The organism is Streptomyces sp. NPDC005752, from assembly GCF_040630715.1.
Taxonomy (GTDB): domain Bacteria; phylum Actinomycetota; class Actinomycetes; order Streptomycetales; family Streptomycetaceae; genus Streptomyces.
Genome location: NZ_JBEXYB010000009.1, coordinates 25,165 through 36,719, shown reverse-complemented (window position 1 = coordinate 36,719; position 11,555 = coordinate 25,165). Strand labels below are relative to the sequence as shown.

Below are 11,555 nucleotides of genomic sequence, written 5' to 3'. Positions count from 1 at the left end.
TGAGATGTCCTCGTGTCTTCCTCCGCGAGCCGGGCCTCCGCGCGGCGTGACTGTCTGGAGTGACCCCATGCCGACCACCAGCGGACAGCCGGACGGCGCCCCCGGGCCGACCACCGCTCCCGGAACGACGCCCGCCTCCGGTACGGCATCCGAGCCCGCAGCGGTATCCGCCTTCGAGGCGCCTGCCCCGCCACGCGTGACCGTCGCGCGCGGCGAGCCGGACTTCCCCGTCCCGCCCGAGGAGATCGTCGCCGCGGCCCGTACCGCCCCCGATCACTGGCTGTCCGTGACGGACCGGCACTGGCTGGGCATGACGGACGACGAGCCCGCGCCCCCGTGGGCCGTGCTCGGCCGCTGGCGCAGCAACACGCAGGGCCGGATCGTCTCCTGGGAGGCGAACCCGGACTACCGGCCCTCGCCCGCCGCGCTCGGCTGGGCCCCGCCGGTCGACGACGCCGACGCCGCCCTGCACCTGGCGGCCACCGGATACGGTCCCGACGAGGATGTCGCCGAGGCGATCGCGGAGGCCGGCGCCGTGGCCGTGTGCGTGGCCGGGGACGGAGAGCCGGCGTGGACACGGGCACCCGGCGGCGCACACGCGGTGGCCGTCTTCACGTTGCCGCCGGAGGCGTCGGAGGACCGACTGCCCGCGTACGTGACGATGACGCTTCCCGATCTCCTCGACCGGCTGCCGTCCGGCCGGGACGTGATGTTCCTCAGCTCGTCGGCCCCCGCCTCCCTGCTCGTCCCGGCGGACGAGCTGCGCGCACGGTGGGACGAAACGTCCGGCGAAGTGCACCGGGCCCGGACCACCGGGCACCCCCGCCCCGAATCAGGTACCCCCAGCAAGCGAGGCCAAGATGAGTGAGTCCGGCGCCGAGACCCCCGCCGCCCCCAAGGATCCCGTGCCGCCCGAGGAGTTCGTCCAGGCCGCCCGACTGGCACCTGACCACTGGCTCTACCTGTCCGATCCCGCCTGGCAGGGGGACGGCCCGCCGCCCGAGTGGGCCGTCGTCGGCCAGTGGCGCTCCGACTCCGAGGGCGAGATCGTCGAGTGGGAGGACAACGAGGACTACAGGCCGTCACCCGAGGCGATGGGATGGCCCGAACCCGCCGACGACGTGGACCGCGCGATCCAGCTCGCCACCACCGGGTACGGCCCGGTGGAGGACGTCACCTCGGCCCTGGCCAGGACTGACGTGGCGGTGCTGGTCACGGCGGACGGCGAGCCGGTGCGCGCGTCGGCGGCCGACGGCACGGCGGTGGTCCCGGTCTTCACCTCCCCCCGCTATCTCCAGGCCGCCGGGCAGCTGGGGTTCGAACGGCTGCCGGTCGTGGACCTGCTCGGCCGGATCCCTTCCGGTCACAGCCTCTGCCTCAACAGCTCGGCCCCGGTCAGCATGGTGCTGACCACGGACGGGCTCGCGGAGGTGCTGCGCGAGGCGGGGGATCCCGGGGCCGCCGGGTCCGAGGCCGACGGGCCGGAGAGGGGAGAGCTGCGGGGTTCCGCGGACGGCGAGCCGGCGGCTCCTCCCGCTGCGGAGGGTTCCCCTCACTCAGGTCCGCCTGCTGCGCGCTGACAGGCGTTCACCGAATTCCGGGGAATCCTCGGGTACTTGTGCCCGACGCACGCTTCGGGCCACCCCGCTCGCCTCCGGTTCAGGGGCGCCGGCCGTACTGCGGGGGATGCGCACCTGGTCGCCCAGCGCGTGGGCGGCCCGGGGGCCCAGGTGGGCTCGCGCAGCAGCTGCCGGCCGACGAGGACCGCGTCCGCCTCGCCGTTCGCGAGGATCTTCTCGGCCTGTTCCGTGTCGGTGATCCCGCCGACGGCCACCACCGGATGAGGCCGGGGGTGATGCATCGGGCCGGTCAGGGTCGCGCGGAGCGCTCCAGGCGCGTGCGGAGCGTGGCGGCGAAGTCCTCGGCGCGGGCCAACTGGATCCGGAGATCCTCGATCTTCCGGGCGGCGGTGACTTCGTACGCCCTGACGCGCTCCAGGAGTCGGTCCCTCTCCTCGGCCGCCGGTGCCTCACCGGTGTCGAGGCGGTCCGTGGCTTCCAGGAGGTCGCGCATCTCGTCCAGGGTGAAGCCGAGCGGCTTCATGCGCCGGATGACCATCAGGCGTGCGACGTCGGCCTCGGTGTAGAGGCGGAACCCTCCCTGTGAGCGGGCGGAAGGGATGACAAGGCCCGTCTCCTCGTAGTGCCGGATGGTGCGCAGCGACAGCTCGGTCCGTGCGGCGACCTCACCGATCTGCATGTGCCGGCTGCTCACGCGGTGCCTTTCCTCTTCTTCCGCCGGGCCCCGGGGCGGCCGGCGTCGATCTCTACTGTAACGTTAGGTTAGAGTTGCGGAGCCCTCGGGGGCGGTTCCGGTCGCCCGCGCGGGACGGCCCCGGTTCCGTAACCCGCGCCGGGGCCGATGACGCTCCCGGCGAAGACCGTCCCGCAGGAGTTGAGCGCACGCATGTCCATGACACCCGGCGTCTCCGCCTGCCCGCCGTGATCCTCCGCCCCAGGTAGTTCCGGGTCCCGCTCACCCGTGTCCGCCATCCCTGTGACTTCGGCCCGCCGTACGCCGCCTCCACAAAGGACCGCTCCGGTCCCTCCCGTTCCTCCCCGCACGCCCTGATGCCGCCGGGTGTGCCCGACTACGACAGGTAGCCCCTCTTGTCCATGTCCGTACTGTCCCCGGCCGCACGGTTGCGCGGTCTGCGTCCCGACTGGCTGCGCGACCCGAAGGTCTGGCGTACCGAGGTCCTGGCGGGACTCGTGGTCGCGCTCGCCCTGATCCCTGAGGCGATCTCGTTCTCGATCATCGCCGGCGTCGATCCCGCGATCGGCCTGTTCGCGTCGTTCACGATGGCGGTGACCATCTCCGTCGTCGGTGGGCGCCGCGCGATGATCTCCGCGGCGACCGGCGCCGTGGCGCTGGTGATCGCACCCCTGAACCGAGAACACGGCTTCGGGTACCTGGTCGCCGCCGTGATTCTGGCGGGCGTCTTCCAGATCGTCCTCGGCGCACTCGGCGTCGCCAAGCTCATGCGGTTCGTACCCCGCAGCGTCATGGTCGGCTTCGTGAACTCCCTCGCCATCCTGATCTTCATGGCGCAGGTCCCCGAGATGCACGACGTGCCCTGGCCGGTCTACCCGCTGATCATCGGTGGCCTCATGCTCATGGTCTTCTTCCCGAAGATCACCAGGGTGGTCCCGGCCCCGCTGGTCTCCATCGTCGTCCTCACCGTGATCACCGTCGCCGCCGGCATCGCGGTCCCGACCGTCGGCGACAAGGGAGACCTGCCGTCCTCCCTTCCGGTGCCCGGCCTGCCGGACGTGCCGTTCACGACGGACACCCTGACCACCATCGCCCCCTACGCGCTCGCCATGGCGCTGGTCGGCCTGATGGAGTCCCTGATGACGGCCAAGCTCGTCGACGACATCACCGACACCCATTCCTCGAAGACCCGCGAATCCGTCGGTCAGGGCATCGCCAACATCGTCACCGGATTCTTCGGTGGCATGGGCGGCTGCGCCATGATCGGCCAGACCATGATCAACGTGAAGGTGTCCGGTGCCCGAACCCGCCTCTCCACCTTCCTGGCGGGCTCGTTCCTGATGGTGCTCTGCATCGTCTTCGGTCCGGTCGTCTCCGACATCCCCATGGCGGCCCTGGTCGCGGTGATGGTGATGGTCTCCTTCGCGACCTTCGACTGGCACTCCGTCGCCCCCGGGACGCTGAGGCGGATGCCTGCCGGCGAGATCGCCGTCATGGCCGTCACCGTGGCCTGCGTGGTCGCCACGGACAACCTCGCCGTCGGTGTCGTCGTCGGCTCCGTCACGGCCATGGTGATCTTCGCCAGGCGCGTGGCCCACCTCGCCGACGTCACCGCGGTGACCGGCCCCGACGGCGACAGCGTGGTCTACACCGTCACCGGCGAGCTGTTCTTCGCCTCGTCCAACGACATCGTCGGCCGGTTCGACTACGCGACCGAGGCCGACAGGATCGTCATCGACCTGACCGCCGCCCACATCTGGGACGCCTCCTCCGTCGCCGCCCTCGACGCCATCGAGACCAAGTACGCCCAGCGCGGCAAGACCGTCGAGATCATCGGCCTCAACGAGCCGAGTGCCAGGATCCACGCACGGCTGAGCGGCGAACTGACCGGCGGCCACTGACCGTGTCGGGCGTCACACCGTGAGCTCGACGAGGAGCGCACCACGGAGGGCGACCCGCGCCACCCGCACACACGCGCCGTGCCGGTCGAGCCGGGGAAGATCGAGGAGTACGTACTGCGCGTCTATCCGTTCGGGGCGACGTTCCTGCCGGGACACCGGCTGGTCGCGGAGCTGTCCAACGCCGAGCCTCTGGCCGACGAGCACAACGCCCTGCTGCCTCCGGACGCCTTCCACCTGCCGGTGGGCCGCCCCGTCACCCACAAGATCTACCGTGACGCCGCACACCCCTCCCGGCTCGTGCTGCCGTTCACCAAGGCCGCCGGGACGGACGCGACCAGGCCGGGCTCCGCGCGCGACCGCGCAGGGGACCGGGTCAGCGGTTCCTGACAAGGTGATCATGACGTCTGCCGGAGGCTGCCGAGCCTCCGCCAGGCGTCATGCCTCCTCGGCCCGCGCGTGTCCTGGGCGTCACTTCCGCCAGAACAGGTGATGCGTCACGCCGCTCGCGCTGGGCACGACCTCCAGGTGGAACCGGTCGAGCAGCTCGTCGGGTGACTCCCAGAGCCGCAGCCCGGACCCGAGCTTCACCGGCGAGACCGCCACGTGCATGGTGTCGACGAGGCCGGCGTCGAGGAAGTGCCGGATGGTCGTCACCCCACCGCCGAGCCGTACGTCCTTGCCCCGTGCCGCCTCCCGTGCCTGTCCGAGTACCGCGGCCGGGTCGCCTTCGACGAAGTGGAACGTGGTGTCGGAGAGCGTGAACGACGGACGCCCGTGATGGGTCATCACGAACACCGGGGTCCGGAACGGAGGCTCGTCCCCCCACCAGCCACGCCACTCGTGATCGCTCCAGGGCCCGCGCTGGGGGCCGAACTTGTTGCGGCCCATGATCTCGGCACCGATGTTGCGCGGGTAGTCCCGAGTGAAGTAGTCGTCGAGGCCGCGGCTCCCCCCGGGATCGGTGCGCATGGGCCAGCTCGCGGTGGCGCCGGCCCAGGCGAACAGTTGCCCGGGATCCACGCTACCGAACGGATGTTCGAGACTTTGGTTCTCGCCGGCGGCGATGCCATCACTCGAGATGCTGAAGTTCTGGACTCGCAGTAGCTGAGTCAACGGTTTCCTCCTGCGTTGTCGACAACATCAGTAGGACGCTCCCCGCCGGAAGAACTCATCGCTGCGTCCGGGGGGGACCGTGCTCCCCATTCTTGCCGACACCGCCGGGATCCGGCTCCTCGCCGGAGTGCGACGCGCGTCGAAGAGCGGGAGAGTGAGCAACGTCGTCCACCGCGGGGGCCGAGGAGGGAGCGTGCGGAGCATGGCGAAGGAAAAGAAGCTCGGCAAGGGTGACGAGGTCTCCTGGAACAGTCACGGGCAGAACGTCCCGGGCAAGGTGAAGAAGAAGATCACGGGACGCGAGGAGGCGGCCGGACGCACCGTCGACGCCTCCGAGGACGAACCGCAGTACGAGGTCGAGAGCGACAGGAGCGGCCGCAGGGCCGTCCACAAGCCGCAGTCCCTGCGCAAGAAGAAGGGCGCCGGCTCGTGAAGCGGAGGACCTCCGGCGTGCACGGCGCGGTGCGCGCGCATCCGGGAGAAACGGGATCACCGGCGTGTGCGGGGTACGGCTCACGCCGTCGTGCGCTTTGATCGGCGGAGGACAGCGCCGCGTCGCGCAGAGCGCCGGCCAGGCAACAGATCGTCATCGGAGCGCCCGGCATGGCTGAGGAAGAGTCCGGCACCCCCCACTGGCTGTTCGGCGACCAGCTCGGCCCGCATTTCGTCGACCCGGCGCGGGGCGGCCCCCACCGGGACGCGACGCTGCTGATGATCGAGGCCCGCAGCGTCTTCGGACGACGGCGGTTCCACCGCGCCAAGGCCCATCTGGTGCTGTCCGCGATGCGCCATCGAGCCGCCGAGCTGGGTGACCGCGTGCGGTACGTCAAGGCCGACACCTACCGGCAGGGGCTGCGCGAGGCGGTGGGGGACGGTCCGGTGACCGTGCACCATCCCACGTCGCACGCGGCCCTCGCCCTCGTGCGCGCGCTGCCCTCCGTACGCGTCCTTCCGGCGCGCGGCTTTCTGGTGACGCACGACGAGTTCAGGAACTGGGCGGACGGCCGCCGCACGAAACACCTCCGGCAGGAGGACTTCTACCGGTGGGTCCGCCAGACGCACGACCTGCTCATGGAGGGCGACCGCCCCGTGGGCGGCCGGTGGAACCTGGACCACGACAACCGGCAGCCCCCTCCGAAGGGCGCCGCGGACCTTGGCCTCCCGGCGCCCTACCGGCCGCGGGAGAGCGACATCGACGCCGAGGTGCGGTCCGACCTGGACCGCTGGGCGCGTGACGGCGACGTCGAGTTCGTCGGCGAGGACGCGCCCCGCAGGTTCCCCGCCACCCGCCGCGAGGCACTCTCCGCGCTCCGCCGCTTCGTCGAACACCGCCTCGCCACGTTCGGCGCGCACGAGGACGCGGTTCTCGCCGGCGACGCGACGATGAGCCACAGCCTGCTCTCCTCGTCGCTCAACCTCGGCCTGCTGGACCCCGCGGAATGCGTCGAGCGGGCCGAGGCACGATGTCGTTCCGGCGACGTCCCGCTCAACAGCGCCGAGGGATTCGTGCGGCAGATCGCCGGGTGGCGCGAGTTCGTCTGGCACGTCTACTGGTACTTCGGTGAGCAGTACCGTGCGAGCAACGCCCTGCGCCACCACCAGCGTCTGCCCGACTGGTTCACGGAACTGTCCTCGGACGGGACGGAGGCGAACTGCCTGTCCCACGTCCTGGAGCAGGTCAGGACGACAGGGTGGACGCACCACATCCCACGTCTCATGATCCTGGGCAGTTTCGCCCTGCAACGTGGATGGGAGCCGGAGGCCGTCACCGACTGGTTCCACCGCAGTTTCGTCGACGGTTACGACTGGGTCATGGTCCCGAACGTGGTGGGCATGTCCCAGTACGCGGACGGAGGCCGCATGACGACCAAGCCCTACACGTCCGGAGGCGCCTACATCGACCGCATGAGCGACCTCTGCGGTCCCTGCAGGTTCAAGCCTTCCGTGCGCGTGGGTGAGGACGCCTGCCCCTTCACCGCCGGTTACTGGAACCTTCTGCACCGCCACCGCGACAGGTTCGAACGCAACGCGCGGATGACCCAGGCGGTGCGGGGGCTGGACCGGCTTCGCGACCTGGACGAGCTGCTCGAGCAGGAGCGCGAACGTCAGGGCTGAGACCCTCCGGTCGGAAGCGGCCCGCGCGGCGCGGCATGATGGGTCCCGGGCCGGACGGACCCCGGCCGGCCGTCCGCGGAGCGCGTACTCCGTCCCCCGGAATCCGATCGAGAGGCCGCAGCACGCGGTGAGGAGAAGTACGTGGAGCGACCGGCGTCGGAGCCCGCCCCGGGAGAGTCCGGACAGCAAGCGCTCTTCGGGTGGCCGGACGACGCTCCGGCGCAGGCCCCTCACCAGCCGTTCCGGGACAGCCCGCAGGCACGCCGGATGCTCGACGTGCGGGAGGTCTACGCGGAGCCGGCGGCCCTCGACTCCCCGCGCGGCCGGCAGATCATGGCCCGGCTGCCCGGAGCGCGCGTGACCGAGGTCGACAGCCACTGGCGCATCCCCTCCCTCCACGGAAACGACGGCAACATCGCCCGGTGGGTACGCATCAAGACCGAGACGCTCGTCCTCGGGGTCAAGCACACGCTGGCGACGCGCCCCAACGGCAGGTCTGCCGACTGGATCGCCCCCGGCCCCTCCAACGGGTGCGCGATGGCCTGCGCCTACTGCTACGTCCCCCGCCGCAAGGGCTACGCGAACCCGATCACCCTGTTCACCAACATCGAGGCGATCGTGGCCCACGTCCGGCGCCACGTCAGGGCGCAGGGCCCCAAGACGACACCCAACCAGTGCGATCCGCAGGCATGGGTCTACGACATCGGCGAGAACGGTGACTGCTCCGTCGACGCCCTCGTCTGCGACAACACGGCAGACCTCGTCGCCGCCTTCCGCGGTCTGCCGACGGCGAAGGCGTCCTTCGCGACCAAGTTCGTCAATCCCGATCTGCTCGCACTCGACCCTCAGGGGCGCACCCGGGTGCGCTTCTCCCTCATGCCGGCCGACGACGCCCGGCTGCTGGACATCCGCACCAGCCCGGTCGACGAGCGGATCGCCGCAGCGGCCGATTTCCTCGATGCCGGCTACGAGGTCCACTTCAACCTCTCGCCCGTGGTCCTGCGCCCGGGCTGGCAGCGGGACTGGGCCGACCTGCTCATCCACCTCGACGACGTCCTGCCCGCCCGGGTGAAGGAGCAGGCTGCGGCCGAGATCATCATGCTGACCCACAACCAGCAGCTCCACGAGGTCAACCTGGGCTGGCACCCCCGCGCGGAGGAAGTGCTGTGGCAGCCGGCCGCCCAGGAGACCAAGCGCTCACAGAACGGTGCCCTCAACGTGCGCTACGCCCGCGAGATCAAACAGCAGTCCCTGACCCGGATCCAGCAGCTGGTGGCGTCGCACGCGCCGTGGCTGCGCATCAGGTACGCGTTCTGACCGGGCGCGACGCGGAATCGCACGGCCTCCGCGCCGACGGGGACGACCACGTGCCGACCGCGGCCCCGGGCCGTCAGTCGTCGCTCCCGAGCCCCTCCTCGCTGACCCCGTGAGCGTCGCGCGCGTACGGCACGATCTGCACGGGGCAGTGGGAGTGATGCAGCGCGGCGTGGACGACATGGCCGAGCCCCAGGACCGAGACGCTGCGCCGCTCGTGGCTCCCCATGACGAGAAGCGCTGTCTCCCGGCTCGCCTCGACGAGGGCGGACGCCACGGACCGGGCCGTGACCACCTCCGCACGCACGGTGAGACCAGGACGGTCCGCGCGGAGCCGGGCGGCCAGGTCGTTCGTGAGCCGCTCACCCGGACCTCCGGCGTCGTCCGACGGGGCCGGACGGCCACCGATACCGCCGAGCAGTCTCCGTACGTTCAGCAGACGCAGTGACTGCCCGCGTGCCTGTGCTTCCTGTGCGGTCCTGGCCAGCCACACGGCGTCCCGCTCGTCCCGGACCGCTGCGGTGACCGGCGCGCCGTCCTTCCCGCCGGTCTCACCACGCACCACGATCACGGGAGCAGGGCTGCCGACCGAGGCTTCGAGTCCGGTCGATCCCAGCAGCAGAGGGCCGAACCCGCCGCTGCCCCTGCTGCCGACGACGATCGTGTCGCCCGGACGGGCAGCCGCGTGGAGCGCGGCGACGGGGTTCCTGCGACTCATCTTCACCGCGAGGTCGAGCGAGGGGAATCGGCGCCGTATCTCCTTCTCGGCCTCCGCCAGCAGGGCGTTGCCCCTGTCCTTGACGTGCTCGGACGTCTCGAACGAGGCGAATCGGTCCAGGCGGTCCAGGTTGGTGGCGTGTACGAGAAACAGGCCGTGGTGCAGCCGTGCGGCATCGGCCGCACTCCAGAGTGCCGCGGCCGTGGCCTGCTCGGACCCATCCACGCCCACGACCGTCCTCGGCCGCTCCCTGGCGCCGGACATCGGGGTACGCATGGCTACTCCTCGTGCCGGCCGTCTTCTGTCCGTACCTTCATGCTGTCACCGCCTGACGTGATCCGGCCAGCGCGGGAGAGGCCCGGAACGGGAGATGAACACCCTGCGACCACGATCACGCCTGCTCAGCCGCACTGGTTCCGAAGCACTTCCTCGGACGTCTCCGGCCACCGCCCCGGGCCCCCGCAACGACTCGTCCAAGAGGCCACCCGGGCAGGGAAAACGCAACTTCGACACCGCCCGCAGAGGCAGCTACCTTCACCTGGTCCTCGGCAATCGCCCTCGGGCGTGGGGGAGTTCGTTCGGACCGACCCACCCGCGACGGGACGAGCCGGCCACGCCCCACGAGTCCTCGCCCCCGTGCGCAAGCCACCGGACCGTGTCCACACACCCTCGACAGGGAGAGACGCATGCCCCATCTTGCTCTGTACACATTCGGCGTCCTGAAGTCACCTCTCGCCGATCCCGCACCTCTCACGCGCGAGTTCTACGACATCGGTGGGGCCGTCTACGGGAAGATCAGTCAGCACCCCGGGTACCTCGCTCGTGCCGAAGCGGCAGACGGTGACCCGGGCAAGCTCTTCGAGGCGGACTGGGGTGCATGGGGAGAGTTCGCCGTACCGGCCTGGTACGGCAAGGGCCGTACGGTGGAGACCACCGCCCTGGCCACGACCCTCTCACTCTGGACCGACCTGCGCCCCGCCTTCGACGCCATCTACACCGGTCTGCACCGTGAGGCGCTGAACAGGCGTTACGACTGGTTCGAGAGGACCGGACACCCGAGTCACGTGTTCTGGTGGGTCTCCGACGGAGTGACACCGACCTGGCAGGACGGGGTTTCCAGGATGGAACACCTCCACGACCACGGCCCCGCGCCGCACGCCTTCACCTTCCCCCACTCGTTCACCCCGGACGGAACTCCGACCCGGACCGAAGGCGTCGGGCCGGCGAGCGGCCAGGTTCGCCGAGAGGAAGCCTGAACGGTCACTCCGGTCTGTGGCAGCAGTGCCCGTGAGTCCGGGGCGCCTGCAGCCGCTTACGCGTGTGGGATCCGCCGAGCAGGTGCCCGGTGCGGAGCCCTTCCTGAGCGGAGGGGGCCGGTCGGCGGTGTGCCCCCGGGAAGAAAATGCCTGTCGCGGGTGGCCGGGAACGGAGGAGACTCTGCCCATGGCTGACATGGGGGCGTTCCAGGAGGCGGTCACCGCGTGGGCGGCAGGTGGCCCCGACCGTCCCGCGCGCGAGCTGGCCGCGCGGCTGCCCGTGCGGACCGTCGTCCTGCTCGAAGGGCTGAGTGACGTCGCGGCGGTCGGCGCGCTCGCCGAGAGCCGCGGCCGGGATCTGGCGGCCGAAGGGGTCTGTGTACTGGCGATGGGCGGCGCGATGAGCGTCGGGCGCTTCGCACGGCTCCTCGGCCCACCCGGCCTTGGCCTTCGCCTCGTGGGACTGGTCGACGAGGCGGAGCGTGGCTACTACGCCCGAGGGCTGGAGCTGGCCGGAGCGGCGCAGCAGGAGTTCTTCGTCTGCGAGGCGGATCTCGAGGACGAGCTGATCCGCGCACTGGGCGTGGCACGGGTGGAGGAACTCGTCCGGGCGGAGGGCGATCTGCGCGCCCTGCGGACCTTCCTGCACCAGCCCGCCCAGCGGGGGCGCGGCGCGCAGCAGCAGTTGCGGCGCTTCCTCGGCACGAAGAAGGGGCGCAAGATCCGCTACGGCCGCGTCCTCGTCGAGGCCCTCGATCCCGGCCGCGTACCCGCCCCGCTCGACGGCCTGCTCGCCGGACTCCGACCGCCGGCCGGACCGGCGGGCCGGGGTCCGGCGGGCAGAGGCGGCCGGGCGCGGTGAAC

General features: G+C 71.1%; 11 protein-coding genes and 2 pseudogenes. 9 read left to right on the top strand and 4 right to left on the bottom strand.

Annotated features, from left to right (window positions below):
* Positions 1 to 67: 67 nt before the first annotated feature.
* The gene (locus ABZ441_RS09890) at positions 68 to 868 is read left to right on the top strand and encodes a type VII secretion system-associated protein (protein ID WP_358970324.1); all 801 of its coding nucleotides are present in this window, start codon (positions 68 to 70) and stop codon (positions 866 to 868) included.
* Positions 861 to 1,580: a type VII secretion system-associated protein gene (locus ABZ441_RS09885; RefSeq protein WP_358970321.1), complete on the top strand. Its 720-nt coding sequence runs from the start codon at positions 861 to 863 to the stop codon at positions 1,578 to 1,580. Before ABZ441_RS09890 ends, ABZ441_RS09885 begins: the two co-directional genes overlap by 8 nt.
* Before the next feature lie 102 nt (positions 1,581 to 1,682).
* On the opposite strand, the pseudogene ABZ441_RS09880 reads toward ABZ441_RS09885, so the two are convergent.
* Positions 1,683 to 1,840, bottom strand: a pseudogene (locus tag ABZ441_RS09880) (tRNA-dihydrouridine synthase); the annotation flags it as partial.
* Between the two features lie 29 nt (positions 1,841 to 1,869).
* Positions 1,870 to 2,259 (bottom strand): MerR family transcriptional regulator, encoded by a 390-nt coding sequence (locus ABZ441_RS09875; protein ID WP_358970614.1) that lies wholly within the window; start codon positions 2,257 to 2,259, stop codon positions 1,870 to 1,872.
* 416 nt (positions 2,260 to 2,675) lie between these two features.
* Between ABZ441_RS09875 and ABZ441_RS09870 the strand changes: the two genes are divergently transcribed.
* Positions 2,676 to 4,175 carry a SulP family inorganic anion transporter gene (locus tag ABZ441_RS09870; RefSeq protein WP_358970319.1) on the top strand — a complete coding sequence of 500 codons (1,500 nt, stop codon included), beginning with the start codon at positions 2,676 to 2,678 and terminating at the stop codon, positions 4,173 to 4,175.
* A gap of 15 nt (positions 4,176 to 4,190) precedes the next feature.
* A pseudogene (locus ABZ441_RS09865) lies at positions 4,191 to 4,562 on the top strand (X-Pro dipeptidyl-peptidase); the annotation flags it as partial.
* An 81-nt stretch (positions 4,563 to 4,643) separates the two neighbouring features.
* Here the strand turns inward: ABZ441_RS09865 and ABZ441_RS09860 are convergent.
* The gene (locus ABZ441_RS09860; protein WP_358970316.1) at positions 4,644 to 5,288 is read right to left on the bottom strand and encodes a dihydrofolate reductase family protein; all 645 of its coding nucleotides are present in this window, start codon (positions 5,286 to 5,288) and stop codon (positions 4,644 to 4,646) included.
* A gap of 202 nt (positions 5,289 to 5,490) precedes the next feature.
* Between ABZ441_RS09860 and ABZ441_RS09855 the strand changes: the two genes are divergently transcribed.
* The 3 genes from ABZ441_RS09855 (at position 5,491) to ABZ441_RS09845 (ending at position 8,720) form a co-directional block, all read left to right on the top strand.
* Positions 5,491 to 5,721 (top strand): DUF2945 domain-containing protein, encoded by a 231-nt coding sequence (locus ABZ441_RS09855; protein WP_358970313.1) that lies wholly within the window; start codon positions 5,491 to 5,493, stop codon positions 5,719 to 5,721.
* A gap of 170 nt (positions 5,722 to 5,891) precedes the next feature.
* Entirely contained in the window at positions 5,892 to 7,403 is a 1,512-nt protein-coding gene (locus ABZ441_RS09850; protein ID WP_358970310.1) for a cryptochrome/photolyase family protein, read from the top strand.
* Between the two features lie 141 nt (positions 7,404 to 7,544).
* Positions 7,545 to 8,720: a spore photoproduct lyase family protein gene (locus tag ABZ441_RS09845; protein WP_358970307.1), complete on the top strand. Its 1,176-nt coding sequence runs from the start codon at positions 7,545 to 7,547 to the stop codon at positions 8,718 to 8,720.
* Positions 8,721 to 8,793: 73 nt separating this feature from the next.
* On the opposite strand, the gene ABZ441_RS09840 is transcribed toward ABZ441_RS09845, so the two are convergent.
* Positions 8,794 to 9,711: a universal stress protein gene (locus tag ABZ441_RS09840; RefSeq protein WP_358970304.1), complete on the bottom strand. Its 918-nt coding sequence runs from the start codon at positions 9,709 to 9,711 to the stop codon at positions 8,794 to 8,796.
* A 410-nt stretch (positions 9,712 to 10,121) separates the two neighbouring features.
* Between ABZ441_RS09840 and ABZ441_RS09835 the strand changes: the two genes are divergently transcribed.
* Positions 10,122 to 10,691 (top strand): DUF3291 domain-containing protein, encoded by a 570-nt coding sequence (locus ABZ441_RS09835; RefSeq protein ID WP_358970301.1) that lies wholly within the window; start codon positions 10,122 to 10,124, stop codon positions 10,689 to 10,691.
* 187 nt (positions 10,692 to 10,878) lie between these two features.
* Positions 10,879 to 11,553: a TOPRIM nucleotidyl transferase/hydrolase domain-containing protein gene (locus ABZ441_RS09830; protein ID WP_358970299.1), complete on the top strand. Its 675-nt coding sequence runs from the start codon at positions 10,879 to 10,881 to the stop codon at positions 11,551 to 11,553.
* The last annotated feature ends 2 nt before the right edge of the window (positions 11,554 to 11,555 follow it).